The sequence below is a fragment of the Rhodococcus sp. FH8 genome, assembly GCF_019266085.1.
GTDB classification, from domain to species: Bacteria; Actinomycetota; Actinomycetes; order Mycobacteriales; family Mycobacteriaceae; genus Rhodococcus_F; species Rhodococcus_F qingshengii.
The window spans coordinates 117,106-133,032 of the sequence record NZ_LPNQ01000080.1 but is presented as its reverse complement, the minus strand read 5'-3'; the positions used below and the strand labels follow the sequence as shown (position 1 = coordinate 133,032).

At 63.7% G+C, this 15,927-nt stretch carries 17 protein-coding genes; 3 read left to right on the top strand and 14 right to left on the bottom strand.

Translation table 11 applies throughout. The features are described from left to right. Positions 1-42 precede the first annotated feature (42 nt). Positions 43-1,002, top strand: coding sequence for an AraC family transcriptional regulator (locus ATN38_RS27335; protein WP_218749067.1), 960 nt, complete (start codon positions 43-45; stop codon positions 1,000-1,002). A 21-nt stretch (positions 1,003-1,023) separates the two neighbouring features. On the opposite strand, the gene ATN38_RS27330 is transcribed toward ATN38_RS27335, so the two are convergent. The 14 genes from ATN38_RS27330 to ATN38_RS27265 form a co-directional block, all read right to left on the bottom strand. Further along, positions 1,024-1,446 (bottom strand): rhodanese-like domain-containing protein, encoded by a 423-nt coding sequence (locus tag ATN38_RS27330; protein WP_003945445.1) that lies wholly within the window; start codon positions 1,444-1,446, stop codon positions 1,024-1,026. Further along, complete coding sequence (locus ATN38_RS27325) at positions 1,443-1,961, bottom strand: cysteine dioxygenase family protein (RefSeq protein WP_007726989.1); 519 nt, start codon at positions 1,959-1,961, stop codon at positions 1,443-1,445. The genes ATN38_RS27330 and ATN38_RS27325 overlap by 4 nt, the downstream gene beginning before the upstream one ends. Before the next feature lie 261 nt (positions 1,962-2,222). Then, complete coding sequence (locus tag ATN38_RS27320) at positions 2,223-3,038, bottom strand: type III pantothenate kinase (protein WP_007726991.1); 816 nt, start codon at positions 3,036-3,038, stop codon at positions 2,223-2,225. 3 nt (positions 3,039-3,041) lie between these two features. After that, entirely contained in the window at positions 3,042-3,488 is a 447-nt protein-coding gene (gene panD / locus ATN38_RS27315) for an aspartate 1-decarboxylase (protein WP_003945761.1), read from the bottom strand. Between the two features lie 27 nt (positions 3,489-3,515). Then, positions 3,516-4,448 carry a pantoate--beta-alanine ligase gene (gene panC, locus ATN38_RS27310; RefSeq protein ID WP_003945953.1) on the bottom strand — a complete coding sequence of 311 codons (933 nt, stop codon included), beginning with the start codon at positions 4,446-4,448 and terminating at the stop codon, positions 3,516-3,518. Then, entirely contained in the window at positions 4,441-5,382 is a 942-nt protein-coding gene (locus tag ATN38_RS27305; protein WP_218749066.1) for a Rossmann-like and DUF2520 domain-containing protein, read from the bottom strand. Before ATN38_RS27305 ends, panC begins: the two co-directional genes overlap by 8 nt. Before the next feature lie 110 nt (positions 5,383-5,492). Further along, positions 5,493-6,614, bottom strand: coding sequence for a DUF6779 domain-containing protein (locus ATN38_RS27300; RefSeq protein WP_193595660.1), 1,122 nt, complete (start codon positions 6,612-6,614; stop codon positions 5,493-5,495). Between the two features lie 68 nt (positions 6,615-6,682). After that, positions 6,683-7,150 (bottom strand): DUF3180 domain-containing protein, encoded by a 468-nt coding sequence (locus ATN38_RS27295; protein ID WP_153213529.1) that lies wholly within the window; start codon positions 7,148-7,150, stop codon positions 6,683-6,685. A 17-nt stretch (positions 7,151-7,167) separates the two neighbouring features. Then, positions 7,168-7,671, bottom strand: a complete 504-nt coding sequence (gene folK / locus ATN38_RS27290; RefSeq protein ID WP_042923562.1) for a 2-amino-4-hydroxy-6-hydroxymethyldihydropteridine diphosphokinase — start codon at positions 7,669-7,671, stop codon at positions 7,168-7,170. Beyond that, positions 7,668-8,033, bottom strand: coding sequence for a dihydroneopterin aldolase (gene folB / locus ATN38_RS27285; protein ID WP_003945780.1), 366 nt, complete (start codon positions 8,031-8,033; stop codon positions 7,668-7,670). Before folB ends, folK begins: the two co-directional genes overlap by 4 nt. Before the next feature lies 1 nt (position 8,034). After that, complete coding sequence (folP, locus tag ATN38_RS27280) at positions 8,035-8,895, bottom strand: dihydropteroate synthase (protein ID WP_020968349.1); 861 nt, start codon at positions 8,893-8,895, stop codon at positions 8,035-8,037. Between the two features lie 5 nt (positions 8,896-8,900). Continuing rightward, positions 8,901-9,518 carry a GTP cyclohydrolase I FolE gene (folE, locus tag ATN38_RS27275; RefSeq protein ID WP_019746783.1) on the bottom strand — a complete coding sequence of 206 codons (618 nt, stop codon included), beginning with the start codon at positions 9,516-9,518 and terminating at the stop codon, positions 8,901-8,903. Between the two features lie 59 nt (positions 9,519-9,577). Next, positions 9,578-12,124 (bottom strand): ATP-dependent zinc metalloprotease FtsH, encoded by a 2,547-nt coding sequence (gene ftsH / locus ATN38_RS27270; protein WP_218749065.1) that lies wholly within the window; start codon positions 12,122-12,124, stop codon positions 9,578-9,580. 267 nt (positions 12,125-12,391) lie between these two features. Next, a complete protein-coding gene (locus ATN38_RS27265) occupies positions 12,392-13,039 on the bottom strand; it encodes a FadR/GntR family transcriptional regulator (protein ID WP_218749060.1) in 648 nt (215 codons plus the stop codon). Positions 13,040-13,138: 99 nt separating this feature from the next. Between ATN38_RS27265 and ATN38_RS27260 the strand changes: the two genes are divergently transcribed. After that, on the top strand, positions 13,139-14,479 hold the full coding sequence (locus ATN38_RS27260) for an SLC13 family permease (protein WP_058039267.1): 1,341 nt from the start codon (positions 13,139-13,141) through the stop codon (positions 14,477-14,479). 28 nt (positions 14,480-14,507) lie between these two features. Beyond that, positions 14,508-15,917, top strand: a complete 1,410-nt coding sequence (locus tag ATN38_RS27255; RefSeq protein WP_218749058.1) for an acyl-CoA synthetase — start codon at positions 14,508-14,510, stop codon at positions 15,915-15,917. Positions 15,918-15,927 lie beyond the last annotated feature (10 nt).

Here is a 15,927-nt window from a genome sequence, read left to right as displayed (position 1 = left end):
CCGAAGGTCGCAGAAACATACGCCAGCGTCTACGGTCGAAGCATGGATGCATTGTCGATGATGCTGGCCGGATCGCGGGCGGAGGGCGCTTTTCTACTGCGCTCGCTGCTCGATCCACCGTGGTCATTACGTATCGAGGACCACGCACCGATCACCGTGCTGGTTCTGGTTCGAGGCAGCGCGGTCGTCGTCTCCGACACCGGACAGACAGAAGATCTCGAGGCCGGCGACGTTGCACTGTTGCGCGGCCCCGATCCGTATACGGTCGCCGATCACCCGGACACACCAGTCCACGTACTGATCGACGAAGCACAGAATTGCGCTGCGGTCGACGGCACACCGCTCGAGGACATGTCGGTTCTCGGCGTTCGCACCTGGGGCAACTCGACCAGTGGTCAGACCGTCATGCTCACGGGCACATACCGTTTGGACTCTTACGTCAGCGGGCAGATTCTCGACAGCCTGATACCCGTCGCGGTAGTCCGTCGCAGCATGGAAACCACGCCGATGACGACGCTTCTGGAACAACAAATCGCCGCGGACGGGCCAGGACAGGAAGTGTTGTTGGACAGGCTCCTCGACCTGGTTCTGATCTCGGCGGTCCGTACCTGGTTCGCGGCGAACCCGGATCGATCGCCGCGATGGATCAAGGCCTACGAGGATCCCGTCATCGGGCATGCCTTGCGGCTCATACACAATCGGCCGGAGCACCCCTGGACGGTCGCGAGCCTGGCCCAGGAGACCGGCTGTTCGCGAGCGGCCTTCGCGCGCCGGTTCACCAGCCTCATGGGGCTCGGACCTGTCGGCTATCTGACCGAGTGGCGACTGTCCGTGGCGGCGGATCTACTCGCAGACCCGGCACGAACGGTGTCCTCGATCGCGCGAGAAGTGGGCTACTCGAGCCCCTTTGCGCTCACGACGGCCTTCACCCGACATCACGGAATGAGCCCGAAGATGTACCGCCAGACCCGCTGTGCGCCTTTATTAACCGCCCGCGGTTAATAAAGGCGCACAGCAAATACCTCAATGAGCCGAAACCGCCGCCAACTCGCGGGAGCAATGACGAACTCCGCTGAGCGCACCGAGCAGGCCGGCGGCCTTGATCGCCTGGTACCCGCCCACGAGATCGGTGGCCTTGTGCAGACCCAACTGCTGCAACGACGCTGCGGCCAGGCTCGAGGTGTAACCCTCGGAGCAGACGATCACCCACTCGACGTCGTGGTCGGTGGCCAACGCGAGGTGTGCGCTGCTGGTGGGGTCGAGGCGCCATTCGAGCACGTTCCGCTCGATCGCGAGTGCACCGGGAAGAGTTCCCTCGATGGCGCGCTGCGCCTGCGGGCGAATGTCGACGAAGATCGCGCCGCGGTGGAAGGCTTCGGTGAGCTGGAAGACGTACATACGATCGATCTGTGCGCGAGCGTCGTCGAGCATTTGGTCGATGGTCATTTGGTGCCCCCCTCGGGCAGGTCGGTCAGCTCGGTACGGGTGCGGCGAAGTGTCCGGTGATCCGTCACTTCGTAGAAGGACATTGCCGTCAGCGGCGGCGAGTAGGCGTGAACACTCAGAGTCGGTGCATCAGAGCTGATTTCGATCGGAGCACCGGGAGCATCCGTCGAACGCACGACATCGTGAACCCATCCGAGCGGGAACGAAGCCTGATCGCCGGCGTCGAGCTGGCGTTCCACCAGGGCGTCACCGGCCCAACGGAATTCGGTGAGCGAACCACTGAGGACGGTCAAGGCGCCGAACGAGCCTGCGTGGTCGTGCAATTCGGTGTTGCGTTCGGGCACCCAACTGATGAGCCACACATCGACGTCGTCGTCCGCGTGCAAGCGGGTGGACCAACGGTCGAGCGTCGGGAAGGTGTCGGGGATGAGGTGATCGAAACGGCCGTCGAGCACGCCGTTTGCTCCCTCGTCGGTCAGCCGCAGCAGATCGGCCGGGCGAAGGCGGGTGGGCAACGACGCACCACTCGGGCGGCGTCCGGACGCCCCACGATTAGCGCTACGACCTGCGGAAACAGCACGGTCAGCAGTAAGAGTCGGGGCCAAAACAGAGAGATCTGCAGAATATGTGGATAGCATGAGCTAGCTCCAAGGAATGTGAATTGGTCAAGGCAGCGGTCAGCCTCGACAACACTCCTGAGCACCCATGCAGCGATTCACGAGCACCATTGTGGCATAACTTTTGCAATCGCGAAACCGCTGGAACGAAACCATCGATCAGGCGACGGGTCGTCGACCGGATCCACGACGCGCCTGATTGCGCTCGAAGACCAACCTCAGCCCCTCGAGGGTGAGGTCCCGTTCGAGGTGATCGATGGTGTCGGACTCGGGAATGATCAGCGGTGCGCTGTCCCCGGTCGCGATCACGGAGACGTCGTCACCACCGAACTCCGGTAGTTCGTCGCGGACGCGGTTGACCAATCCGTCGACGAGGCCCGCAAAGCCGAATACCGCACCGGACTGCATGCATTCGACGGTATTCTTGCCGACCACCGAACGCGGGCGCACCAATTCGACCTTGCGCAGCGCAGCGGACTGCGACGCCAAGGCATCGGTCGAGATCTCGAGTCCGGGCGCGATGCAGCCGCCCAGAAACTCACCCTTGGCGGAAACGACGTCGACACAGGTCGACGTACCGAAGTCCACGACAATGCACGGCCCCTCGTAAAGATGGTGAGCGGCAAGGCTGTTGACGATCCGGTCGGCTCCCACCTCTTTGGGGTTGTCCACCAGCAGTGGCACTCCGGTGCGAATACCCGGTTCGACCACCACATGGGGAACGTGACCCCAGTACCGCTCGAGCATCACACGGATTTCACGCAAGACGGACGGCACTGTCGACAGCGCCGCAACGCCGGTGATCTGATCGACATGAGAACCCAACAGCCCACGGAAGGTCAACGCCAACTCGTCGGCAGTCATCCGAGGATCGGTTCGCATTCGCCAGTCCTGCAACAGCTTCGAATACTCACCAGTCCCGGAGAACAGACCGAGAACGATGTTGGTGTTCCGGACGTCGACCGTGAGCAGCATGGATTACACCAGGCTGGATTCGCGCGAGGCCTCGAGCGTCGACAGCATGCGTGGGGTGATCAGACCCGAACCCTCCGGCGCGTGAGCCGGGTCGGAACCGAGTTCGATCTGCTTGTTGTCGGCATCGACGAAGACGACGCGCGGGGAGTACTCCTTGACTTCCTGCTCGTTCATCACGCCGTAGGCGATGAGGATGACCAGGTCACCTGGCTTGACCAGATGCGCTGCCGCACCGTTGATTCCGATGACACCGGTTCCGCGCTCGCCGGCAATGACGTACGTCTCGAGACGCGCACCGTTGTCGATGTCGACGATGCACACCTGTTCGCCTTCGAGGAGGTCTGCGGCGTCCATCAGATCCTGGTCGACGGTGACGGAGCCGACGTAATGCAGGTCGGCGTGAGTCACGGTGGCGCGGTGGATCTTCGACTTCATCATCGTGCGAAACATATCCAGGTCCTTACTCGTGAAAAGTGCTCAGTGAGACAGCAGGTCGTCGATGGCGTCGGCGGATGGGTCGGTGTCACGCTCGAGGAAGCCGGTTCCCACCGCGACACCGACGTTGTCGATCAAACGGGTGGTTCCGAGCTTGGCGGCCACCAACAGTCGGCCGTCACCTCGCTCGGGTGCGGGGCCCAGATCGACGCCCCGAACCTCGAGGTAGTCGACCTCGATTTCCGGAACAGCTGCCAGAACAGCGCGTGCGGTTTCCAGGATTGCTTCCGCTCCCCCAGCCGCCGCGTGTGCACCGGCGATCAGAGCGGCGGACAGCGCGACCGCTGCCGCGCGCTGGTTCTCGTCGAGGTAGCGATTGCGAGAGGACAACGCGAGGCCGTCGAACTCGCGAACCGTCGGAACTCCGATGATCTGTACATCGAAGTTGAGATCCCACACCATCTGACGGATGAGCGTCAGCTGCTGATAGTCCTTCTCACCGAAGTACGCGTGATTGGGTGCCGCGATCTGCAGCAACTTCGCCACTACCGTCAGCATTCCCGCGAAGTGAGTGGGGCGCGCTCCGCCTTCGAGTTCGCTACCCAACGGGCCCGGCACGATGGTGGTGCGCTGGCCCCGCGGGTACATCGTCTTGGCGCTCGGCGCGAACACCAATTCGACGCCCTCGGCGCGCAACAGGTCGAGATCCGCATCGAGAGTGCGCGGGTACGCGTCCAGGTCTTCACCGGCACCGAACTGGAGCGGGTTCACGAAGATGGAAACGATCACGACGGCGCCGGTGACCTTGGCCTGACGAACCAGTTCGATGTGGCCGGCATGCAGCGCACCCATCGTCGGAACGAGCGCCACCTGACGCCCGACACCTCGCAGTGCCCGCGAGACGCGCCGAAGCTTGTCCGGATCGTGGTGCACCGTCAGTTCGCCGCGCTTGTATCCGCCCTGCAGATCACTCACGACGGTCACCTCCCGTTTCAGTCACGATGTCGAACAATTCGGTGGGGGCACCCACCCGCTGGGCCGATCGCAAGGACATCGCCCGATAGCCGGCAGCGAGCTCCGGATCCAGGTCTGTCAGTACGCGCAAATGTGTGTCGACAGCAGCAGCGTCGCCGCGTGCCACCGGGCCGGTCAACGCCGAGGGACCGCGTCGTAGCGCGTTGTCCAAGGCCGCCGACAGCAGCGGCTGCAGGACTCGCTCGGCCACTCCACCCGGATCGCCGTCGACCAACTGCTGACCGAGCAGCTCGTCACCTTGCAACGACGCTCGCAGTGCCTCGACGGCGTCGACCACGAGCGTGACCAGGTGATTACTGCCGTGAGCCAGTGCGGCGTGGTAGAGCGCGCGGTTCTCCTCGCGCACTCGGACGGGCTCGCCGCCGATCTCGAGGACCAGTGACTGCGCGATCGCGTAACCGATGTCGTCGGCAGCCGTGATTCCGAAGCAGGCCGACGACAGCCGTGCGGTGTCCTCGTCGTGACCGGTGAACGTCATCGCCGGATGGATAGCCAGGGGCAGTGCGCCCAGTTCGGTGAGTGGAGTCAGGATCGCGATCCCGTTGGCACCGGACGTATGGGCGACGAGCGTGCCGGGCTTGACGGCATGGGTGGCCGCCAGACCTCGAACAAGATCCGCAAGTTGATCGTCAGGAACGGCGAGAATCAGCAACTCGGAACGAGCTGCGACGTCGGCAGCCGGAAGAATTTCGGTATCGGGAAGCCGCTTCACAGCGCGGGCAACCGAGGCGCTGGAAACGGCGGAGCAAGCGCTGACAACATGACCGGCTCGCTCCAATGCGGCACCGACAGCTGTTCCGACCCTGCCTGCGGAGACAATTCCTACCGTCAATCGCGCAGGTGCAGGTCCATTAGTGATCCCGAAGGAAGTCACCGGATTCCTCTCGTTCGTTCCAGTCCCGCTCGGCGGGTACCAGACGTTCTGCGTCCGAGGATATCCTTCGCCCGAACCGTCATGCCATGGCCGGGCGAGTGATCTGCGACTCAGTCCTCTCGGCGACGGCGTCGACCGGAGCCTTCGGACGGGTTGTTCGAACTCAGATTCGCCATGATTTCGGCGACGGTCAATCCGTTGGAATGAGCACCACTGGCGGCATCTTCCGGAGCAGCACGGCGACGACGTCGCGGCTCCGCGTCAGGCTCCGCAGCGGATTCGGGTTCAGCTTCCGCGACAGCTTCGGGAACAACCGCGCGAACAACCTCGGGCACCTCTTCGACGACAGCGTCTTCGATGACGGCATCTTCGATGTTCGGGGCCTGGGCGGGAGCCTTGACTTCAGGCTCGACCGGCGCGACCGGCTCCGAATCCTTCTTCACCGAAACGTCTTTCACCGTTCGTGTCGGCGAGGAACTCACCGGAGAACTCGGTGCTTGGTTCCCGCTCTGGGGCTTCTGCGTCTCTTGTGGCTTCTGCGTCTCTCGAGACTTCTGGGTCGGGATGACGCGCGGCGCCACGAAGCTGCTGTCACGCCACGACGTCTCCGCGAACACGACGGTTGTCTCAGCAGTCACCGGATCGTCGTTGGGCGAAGCCAAGCCGCCGACGTTCGGTGCCGGTTGGCTGGGCCCGCTCTGGCCGGCGCCGGGAACGTACAACCCCGACGGTGCCGGCTGGTACGCGCCGTACGAACTACCGCCAAGTTCCGGCACTCGCGTCGAATCGGTCTTGAGCGCGGTCTGTTCGGGCAGCAGCCCACCTTCGAACAGTGCTTCGAGGTTTCGGCGCAGCGCCACCAATTCGGCGCGCAGGCCGGCCAGTTCCTCCGCGTCCGCGGTCACCTCACGTCGCACGCGCCCTTCGACGCTCAGTTCGTACTCGCGTCGAGCAGAAATTTCACGTTCGAGCTGCAGTTCGTACACGGTCTGCAGATCGGCAACCTTGGCTTTGTCCAGTGCCGACTCACGCCGATACTTGGTCATGGCGATAGCGCCGAGGGTGGCTGCCCACAGAGCGACGACCAGACCCACCCGAAGAAGCTGAACGCTGTTGCTGAAAATCAGAAACAGCGAAGCAATGACAGCAAGTGCCAGAAGAGCAGCAATGATCATCTGGCTCGCGCTGCGCTTGCTTCGGCGCGCAGACTTCGATCGACCAGAATTTGTCATGGTTGCCAGGGTACTTGCCGAGACCGGGGTCGCCACGTACCTCGGTGGGTGATTTGCCGACCAGGCTGTCAGTGCGCAGGCTCGTCAGGTGTATCTTCCGGCGTCTTGCAACAATGTTCGAGCCACAGAGCTGCCGCTACCAGCGCAATTGCGGCGCCCAACCCCACCCACGCGCCCGGCGTGTCGGAGGCTGCAGCCTGCAGAACTGAACGCTGTGGGATGAGATACACCAGCACTCCGACCCAGACACCGACGGTAGCTGAACCGACCAAAGCGGATGCTTTGGCCAATGCCAGCGCTCGGGCGGCGGTGATCGGATGAAGCTGTCTGAGTCCGTCGCCGACCTGCCGGTTCTTGACGCGTGAACGAATGACAAAAGCGAAGACGGCCTCGGCAACGGCGACGAAGTAGAGCGATGCTCCCGCATAAACGGGGATGGGCGGCATCGAACCGTAGAACACGCGAATCAGAATCCAGGTGGCCACGGCCGCCACTGCGGCGAGTACCGCGAGTTCACTGATCCGGGTCGGCTTCAAACCCTTGTCGTTTTCGGTCACCGCGCAAGCACCACATCGGTAGTGCGGACACCTTCGCGCTCAGTGCTATCGAGGCCGTCGAGAATTTGTGCCACCGGCAACTTCTGGCCGTCGACGATCAGCGTCGCGTCAGGCTCGACGTCCAGCCAGGGAACGAGAACGAATGCCCGAAGATGCGCGCGCGGATGCGGAAGTGTGAGCACGGGATCGGAACTGACGACGCCTTCGCAGTCGACTACGTCCACGTCCAGGCTCCGTGGCCCCCACCGCTGTTCGCGCACCCGGTCTGCGGCTTCCTCGAGAGCTTGCGAGCGGCGAAGCCATTCAGCGGCATCGGCTTCGGGATCGTCGACCACCACCACCGCGTTGTAGAAATCCTGCTGCTCGACGCCACCCCACGGCGCGGTCGAGTAGACCGGTGAGACAGCAACGACGGCGCTGCCCAACCCGTCGACAACGGACTGTAGGTGAGCCACACTGTCGCCGATGTTGGAACCGATCGACAGAACAGCGCGCGTCATGCCGATCGGGTCCGATGTGCGACGACGGCGACGTCCGCAAAAACCAGCGGAATCGGTGCCGACGGTTTGTGGACAACAACCTCGACGCTCTCGACTCGCGAATCTTTCATGACGTCGTCGGCGATCTCAGCGGCGACGGTCTCGATGAGATCGCGCGACGGGCCGGCGACGATCGCTGCGGCGGCTTCCGCCAACTCGCCGTAGTGGAGGGTCTGCGTCAGGTCGTCCGACGCCGCGGCGGGAGCCAAGTCCATCCACACGGTGATGTCGATGAAGAAGTCCTGACCGTCACGCTTCTCGTGGTCGAACACTCCGTGATTGCCGCGAACCTTCAGTCCGCGCAATTCGATTCGGTCCCCCATGTCAGGCCCTTTCTCGTCCACGGTTCCAGGCGTCGACCACGGCAATGGCGTCGAGCGAAGCTTGTGCGTCGTGCACCCGAACTCCCCAGGCGCCTTCGCGCGCTGCAAGGGCGGAGACCACGGCCGTCGCAGTCTCGCGGCCACCAGGTGGACGCGGATTGCCGTCGGGATCGCTGAGCAGAGACCCCAGGAACCGCTTGCGGGAAGCGCCGACCAGTACCGGGAATCCGGTCGCGTTGAACTCGGGTAGTGCTCGCAACAGGGCCCAGTTGTGGTCGGCGTTCTTCGCGAACCCGAGGCCGGGGTCGAGGATGATCGACGACGAATCGACCCCTGCCTTCAACGCCAGATCGACCTGCGACAGCAGTTCGTCACGGACATCGCGGACCACGTCGTCGTAGTGATCGGCGCTGCCACGATGGACGTAGTCACCGGCCGAGCGCCAATGCATGAGGATCCAGGGCACTCCGGCGTCGGCCACAACGGAGGCCATGTCGGGGTCTGCGCGACCACCCGATACGTCGTTGACGATGCCTGCGCCCGCTTCGATCGCGGCGGCGGCAACGGAAGCACGCATCGTGTCGACGCTGACGCGAATTCCGGCTGCCACGAGTTCTTCGATCACCGGGGCAATTCGGTCCGCCTCGAGTTTCGGATCGACGCGGGTGGCTCCGGGGCGCGTCGACTCGCCGCCGACATCGACGATGTCGACGCCGATGCGTTGCAGTTCGAGCCCGCGAGCGATCGCCGCGTCACGATCGAGAAATTGACCACCGTCGGAAAACGAATCGGCGGTGACGTTCAGAATCCCCATCACGACCATCCGGGCCGGATCGCTGCCTGCAACGGGAGCCGCGGACATCTTGCTCACTTACGCAGGATGAGGTCCAGCGCTTCGGACCGTGAGGCCGCGCTGGATTGCAGGAGCCCACGAACCGCAGACGTGGTCGTGCTGGCTCCGGGCTTGCGGATACCGCGCATCGCCATGCACAGATGCTCGGCTTCGATGACGACGATGGCTCCACGCGGGTCGAGCTTGCGCATCAATGCGTCCGCGATCTGACTGGTCAGGCGTTCTTGAACCTGCGGACGCTTGGCGTACAGGTCGACGACGCGCGCAAGCTTCGACAAACCGGTGACCTTGCCCGACTTTCCCGGGATGTAGCCAACGTGAGCAACACCGTGGAAGGACACCAGGTGGTGCTCGCACGTCGAGAACATCGGAATGTCTCGCACGAGCACCAATTCCTGGTGACCCTCGTCGAAAGTTGTGTTCAACGCGTCGTCGGGCTCGGAGTACAAACCCGCGAAGATCTCCTTGTACGAGCGCGCAACCCGGGCCGGCGTATCGAGCAGGCCTGGGCGCTCCGGATCTTCCCCGACCGCGATCAACAATTCCCGTACGGCAGCCTCTGCCCGCGCCTGATCGAACGGGCGGCCCGTTCCGAGCGACACCAGTTCACTGGCCACATCATTCACCGACAACCGAACTCTCCTCGAGAATTGTTCACAGGTCCCCCGCCGCAGAGCCTAGTGGCGCAAGGTCAGCGAGATCCGTCCGGTCCGTCCCAGCGAACGGTGCTCGGTCCCTCGTCCTCAGCCGAATGATGCGGAGGAGGAGTTTGCGGCTGTTCCGGTGCGGGGCTCTGCCACTGGTTTTCACCCGACGGGTTTCCCCGGTTCGGATCGGCGAAGGGTCCACTGTCCGGATACTGCACCGGGTAGTCGGGCTGCGCGGGGTAACGACGGCCGGGGTGCGGCTGCTCCGGGTACGCCTGCTGCCCCGGGTGCGGTTGACCGTACTGCCCCTGATCGGGCTGGGGCTGACCGTGTTGGGGCTGACCGTACTGGCCCTGCGACTGGTTCGGCGGGGTCGGATTCTGTCCACCGGTGTACCCACCCGACTGCTGTCCGGGGTACGTCGGCGACGGGTTCTCACGCGGAGGCCAACCCGGTGCCGACCATCCGGCGGGCGCTCCGTAGTCGGGTGTTCCCGGTTGCGGAGTCTGCTGCGGAGCACTCGGCTGCGGGTACGAAGGCTGTGCGTAGCCGTTCGAGGGTCCCTGGTTGCCGTTGTTGGGGAGACCACCGTTGGGGGCACCGCTGTTGGGTGCACCTGCCTTGACGAGAACAGGCGCGGCAGCGGGCTCCGGCCAGGTTTCGCCGCGCTCGATCGCGAGTTCGCGAGGAGTCTTCACCGGCGGACGATCCGAAGGCGTGCGCCCACCGAAATCGTTGAAAGCCGTGATCCGCGGACGCTTTTCGACGCCGGCAAGGATCTTCTCGAGGTCCTTGCGAGTCAACGTCTCACGCTCGAGCAGTTCGGTAGCGATGAGGTCGAGCGCATCGCGGTACTCGTTGAGGATTGCCCACGCTTCGGTGTGCGCTGCCTCGATGAGGTTGCGCACCTCTTCGTCGATTTCACGGGCGATCTCGTGTGAGTAGTCGGACTGAACGCCCATCGAACGGCCGAGGAACGGATCCCCGCCCTCCTGTCCGTAGCGAACCGCGCCGAGCTTGGCACTCATGCCGTATTCGGTGACCATCGCGCGGGCGATCTTGGTCGCCATGTCGATATCGGACGACGCTCCGGTGGTGGGCTCGTGGAACACCAACTCCTCGGCGGCGCGTCCACCCATTGCCATGACGAGACGAGCGATCATCTCCGAACGCGTCATCAAACCCTTGTCGTCCTCGGGCACGGTCATCGCGTGGCCACCCGTGCGACCGCGAGCGAGGATCGTGACCTTGTAGACCGGCTCGATGTCAGGCATTGCCCAAGCAGCCAGCGTGTGACCGCCCTCGTGGTACGCCGTGATCTTCTTCTCGTGCTCGCTGATGATGCGACTCTTACGCCGCGGTCCACCGACAACACGATCCACCGATTCCTCGAGCGAGGCTTCGGTGATGACGGTTCCGTTTTCGCGTGCGGTGAGCAGCGCAGCCTCGTTGATGACGTTGGCGAGATCAGCACCCGACATTCCGACGGTCCGCTTGGCGAGACCTTCGAGGTCGGCGTTGGGATCGATCGGCTTGCCCTGCGAGTGCACGCGCAGGATCGCGCGGCGACCGGCGAGGTCGGGGGCGCCGACCGGAATCTGGCGATCGAAGCGTCCCGGACGCAGCAGTGCGGGGTCGAGGATGTCGGGGCGGTTGGTTGCGGCGATCAAGATGATGCCGGTGCGATCACCGAAGCCGTCCATCTCGACGAGCAACTGGTTGAGTGTCTGCTCGCGCTCGTCGTGTCCGCCGCCCAGTCCTGCGCCGCGCTGACGACCGACGGCGTCGATCTCGTCGACGAAGATGATGCAGGGGCTGTTCTGCTTGGCCTGCTCGAACATGTCGCGAACACGCGACGCACCGACACCGACGAACATCTCGACGAAGTCAGAACCGGAGATGGTGAAGAACGGGACGCCGGCTTCGCCTGCGACAGCGCGAGCGAGCAGCGTCTTACCGGTTCCGGGAGGGCCGTACAGCAGCACACCGCGCGGAATCTTGGCGCCGAGCGCCTGGTAGCGAGCCGGGTTCTGCAGGAAGTCCTTGATCTCGTACAGCTCTTCGACAGCCTCGTCCGCACCGGCGACGTCGGCGAACGTGGTTTTCGGCATGTCCTTGGTGAGCTGCTTGGCCTTCGACTTACCGAATCCCATGACTCCGCCGCGACCACCGCCGCCCTGCATCCGGTTCATGACGAAGAAGAAGATGCCGAACAGAATGATCATCGGCAGCACGAACAGAAGGATCGACGTCAGCCAGCTCTCCTGAGTGACCGTCGTGTTGAACTTGTCCGCACCGGCGCCTTCGACCTTGTCGAAGATCTGCTCCGACGCACTCGCGGGGTACTTCGCCAGGATCTGCGTCTTACCGTCGGTGGCGTCGTTGCCGTTCTTGAGCCACAGACGAACCTGCTGCTCACGGTCGTCGATCTGCGCCGACTCAACGTTCTTGGCGTCGAGTTGGGAGATCGCGACCGAGGTGTCGACGGTCTTGAAGTCGCGGGTGTCGTTGCTGAAGTAGCTGAAGGCATAGATCACCAACAGCACGACGGCTACGAGTAGCACGTTACGGAACACAGTCTTACGGTTCATACAGGTCGGCCGATGTGGCCGGTCCTTTCGAGAGTGCGGGTCTGCCAGGTCGCCTTCCGGCTGCCAACCGGACACCTGCAGGTTACCGCGATCGGCCCCATCGATGCCCGCCAGCGGCCGTGCCGCTTGGTTGGAACGGTCGTCACTGTGTTCAACGTGCGCATTGCCGATCAGGTTCCCGGGCTACGTCGCAGCACAGTTTCCTGTGAGCGAACATGCTCATAGTGGTTATCGTGCGCTTTTCCGACGCTTGTCCGTCGTTATTCGTCAGGCCGTGTCGGAGAGGATTCCCGCAACAGCGTCAGCGGCGCCCGATTGGTCACCGTCGATGATCCGGTGGGCGAGCTGATCGAGTCGCGCAGACAGTCGCGCCGAGGACTCGGGCACGTCCGCCTGCTGGGCGATGGTGTCGTCGAGATCAGCCAATAAGCCGCCACCGGCCAGGTGCCTGACGCAGCGCCACGTCTCGGCGAAGTTTCTCGCGGTCCCGTCGTCGGTCAACATCGCGACCCGAAGCGCAGCGTTGGGATTCGACGCCGCCGCCCGAGCCAGGCCGGCCATGATCGCCTCCCTGGCGACAGTCAGTTCGTCGACGGTTCGGTCTTGCAACCGCACTCCCGAATCCGCAGACCTACCCGCGTCGGGCGTGGGAGCTTCGCGAATCACCGCTCCGTTACCGTGCTGAATTTCGACTCTGCCCCGAATCTCGAGGGCCACGAGCGCTTGAGCCAGCGACGCGCGACTCACGCCGAGTTCGGCAGCCAGGCTGCGTTCGGGAGGAAGCCGATCGCCGGGCGAAAGACCTTGAGCCTCGATGAAATTCGAAATGTGCTCGGCCAACTGCTCGTACAGGCGCGGACGCTTCAATCGTCCGGGCAGGCCCGAGCGCGAGCCGGGCGATGACGTCGAATTCATGCCTCGGAGTGTACTTGACAAATGGAGCAGTGGCAGAGAGGCTAGGCCAATTCCAAGTGATGCAGACCACAAGCTGGTCGCGAACGGATTGAGAGTTCGATGGCAAATGTCATAGCCCTGTCAGTACTTGTCCTGGTGTTCGTCATATCCACCGTGAGGTCGGTGAACATGGGTGCGCTCGCCCTGGTGGCTGCCTTCGTCGTCGGAACACTGGTCTTCACCGTCGATACCAGCGAGATCCTCGACGGCTTCCCGGCCAGCCTCTTCGTCATCCTGGTCGGCGTCACCTACCTGTTCGCGCTGGCCAGAAACAACGGCACGGTCGACTGGATCATTCACGCGGCAGTCCGCGCGGTCAGAGGACGAGTGGCCCTCGTGCCGTGGGCGATGTTCGCGGTGTGCGCGGCCGTCACCGCCATGGGCGCGGTCAGTCCCGCTGCCGTCGCCATCATCGCGCCCGTGGCAATGGGCTTCGCCACCCGCTACCGGATCCACCCCATGCTGATGGGCTTCATGGTCGTCCAGGGCGCAACGGCGGGCAGCTTCTCCCCTATCGGAATCTTCGGTGTGATCACCAACGACGTCATGCGTCAGAACGGCCTCCCGTCGAGCCCGGCCTTGCTGTTCGTCTCGACCTTCGCGGCCGCGGCCGTTGTTGCTGCCATCGCGTACGTCTCGTTCGGCGGACGCGCGTTGATTGCGCGCGGCGCCTCCGAACGCGTGCTCGTCAACGCAGTCGGCAATGCGTCTGGCGGTGGCGACACCATCACCGGTTCGGGTTCCGGCGACAGCTCGAAGGGTGGCGGCAAGTCCTCGGGTGGGGCCGCTCCGCACGAGGGAGCGCTCAATCTCGAGCGGCGACTCACCCTGCTCGGACTGGCGTCGCTTGCACTCGGCGCCTTGGTGTTCGACCTCGACGTCGGATTCACCGCACTGACCGTCGCGGTACTTCTCACCCTGATCTTCCCGGCCTCCGCCCGCGGCGCCGTCGACAAGATCAGCTGGGGCACCGTGCTCCTCATCGGCGGAATCGTCACGTACGTCGCTCTTCTGCAGAACCAGAACACCGTCCAGTGGCTCGGGGATTCTGTTGCACACGTGGGGATTCCACTTCTCGCGGCGTTCTTGATCTGTCTGATCGGCGCGATCGTGTCGGCGTTTGCATCCACCACGGGAATCCTCGGCGCACTCATCCCTTTGGCAATTCCATTCCTCATGACCGGTCAGGTCAATGCAACCGGTCTGGTCATCGCGCTGGCAATCTCCTCGTCTCTGGTCGATTGCAGTCCGTTCTCGACCAATGGCGCTCTGGTGGTGGCGAACGCCGCTCCGGAAGAACGCGACGTGGTGTTCGGGCTGACGATGCGGTGGGGCATGACCATCATGGTGGTGACGCCGATTCTCGCCTGGCTGCTGTTCGTTGTTCCCTGGTCCGTCTGAATCTTCGCTCAAAGAAAGGGAACTCGCGATGAACAGCGAATCCACACTTCTGCGCTCTCTCGACCCCCGCATCTTCGACGATCACGGAGCGGCGGTCAGTTTCGGCGAAGGCGCAACCCTCTCTCGCGCCGACTTGTTTGCCGCCGCCACCGCGGTCGCCGATCAAATACATGGTGCACAGCGAGTGGCAGTACAAGCCGCCGCCGGCCTCGAGACAGTGGTCGCCGTCGCCGGCGCACTGATCGCCGGTGTTGCCGTGGTCCCGATCCCGCCCGACTCCGGCCCGCTCGAACGTCAGCACATCATCGCCGATTCCAAGGCCGAACTGATACTCGGAGAAGGGCCGACGGATTCGAGTATCCCGTTGATTCCCATCGATATTCACGCGCGATCCGCGACGTCCTATCCCGAACCGAGTGCGGCAGCTACTGCACTGATCATGTACACCTCGGGAACCACCGGAGCTCCGAAAGGCGTTGTCCTCTCGCGAGCATCGATCGCTGCGGATCTCGACGCGCTCGCTCATGTGTGGAATTGGACGCCAGAGGACACACTCGTCCACGGACTGCCCCTCTTCCACGTCCACGGGTTGATTCTCGGCGTGTTGGGCGCCTTGCGCGTGGGTTCGCCGCTGATTCATACCTTCAGACCAACTCCGGATTCGTATGCCGCAGCGGGTGGCTCGTTGTACTTCGGTGTTCCGACCGTCTGGTCACGCGTGTGCGGTGATCCCTCGGCGGCAGCAGCATTGCGATCCGCGCGCTTGCTCGTGTCCGGAAGTGCACCACTTCCGGTTCCATTGTTCGAGCGGATGAAATCGCTGACCGGGTTGGCTCCCGTCGAGCGCTACGGAATGAGTGAAACCCTCATCACCGTCAGCACGACGCACGACGGCGAACGTCGCCCGGGTTGGGTCGGGCACGCCGTTCCGGGAGTCAGGACGAGGTTGCGCGGCGAGAACGGCGAACTGTCGGCGCACGACGGAGAGCAGCTTGGGCAACTGGAAGTTGCGGGCGCCGTTCTCTTCGACGAGTACCTCGGGAACCCCTCGAAGACAGCGGAATCCATGACCGAAGACGGCTGGTTTCGCACCGGCGACATCGCGGTGATCGACGACAGCGGATTCCACCGCATCGTAGGTCGCGAGTCGGTCGACATGATCAAGTCCGGTGGATACCGCATCGGTGCCGGCGAGGTGGAACAGGCACTTCTGGCATACCCCGGCGTTCGCGAGGCCGCCGTCGTCGGTGTGCCGGACGACGATCTCGGACAGCGCATAGTCGCGTTCATCGTCGGCGACGTAGCCGACTGCGCTGTGGTTTCGGACTTCGTCGCCGAATCACTGTCGATCCACAAGCGCCCTCGTCAGGTTTGTCTGGTGGACAGCTTGCCCCGCAACGCTATGGGCAAAGTCCAGAAGAAGCTGCTGACGCCCTGAAGGTGTGCTT

Coding starts and splice junctions, on each gene's coding strand:
- ATN38_RS27335 (WP_218749067.1), top strand. CDS start 43: ATGGATGCATTGTCGATGATGCTGGCCGGATCGCGGGCGGAGGGCGCT.
- ATN38_RS27330 (WP_003945445.1), bottom strand. CDS start 1,446: ATGACCATCGACCAAATGCTCGACGACGCTCGCGCACAGATCGATCGT.
- ATN38_RS27320 (WP_007726991.1), bottom strand. CDS start 3,038: ATGCTGCTCACGGTCGACGTCCGGAACACCAACATCGTTCTCGGTCTG.
- panD (WP_003945761.1), bottom strand. CDS start 3,488: ATGTTTCGCACGATGATGAAGTCGAAGATCCACCGCGCCACCGTGACT.
- ATN38_RS27300 (WP_193595660.1), bottom strand. CDS start 6,614: ATGACAAATTCTGGTCGATCGAAGTCTGCGCGCCGAAGCAAGCGCAGC.
- folK (WP_042923562.1), bottom strand. CDS start 7,671: ATGACGCGCGCTGTTCTGTCGATCGGTTCCAACATCGGCGACAGTGTG.
- folB (WP_003945780.1), bottom strand. CDS start 8,033: ATGGGGGACCGAATCGAATTGCGCGGACTGAAGGTTCGCGGCAATCAC.
- folP (WP_020968349.1), bottom strand. CDS start 8,895: ATGTCCGCGGCTCCCGTTGCAGGCAGCGATCCGGCCCGGATGGTCGTG.
- ftsH (WP_218749065.1), bottom strand. CDS start 12,124: ATGAACCGTAAGACTGTGTTCCGTAACGTGCTACTCGTAGCCGTCGTG.
- ATN38_RS27265 (WP_218749060.1), bottom strand. CDS start 13,039: ATGAATTCGACGTCATCGCCCGGCTCGCGCTCGGGCCTGCCCGGACGA.
- ATN38_RS27260 (WP_058039267.1), top strand. CDS start 13,139: ATGGCAAATGTCATAGCCCTGTCAGTACTTGTCCTGGTGTTCGTCATA.
- ATN38_RS27255 (WP_218749058.1), top strand. CDS start 14,508: ATGAACAGCGAATCCACACTTCTGCGCTCTCTCGACCCCCGCATCTTC.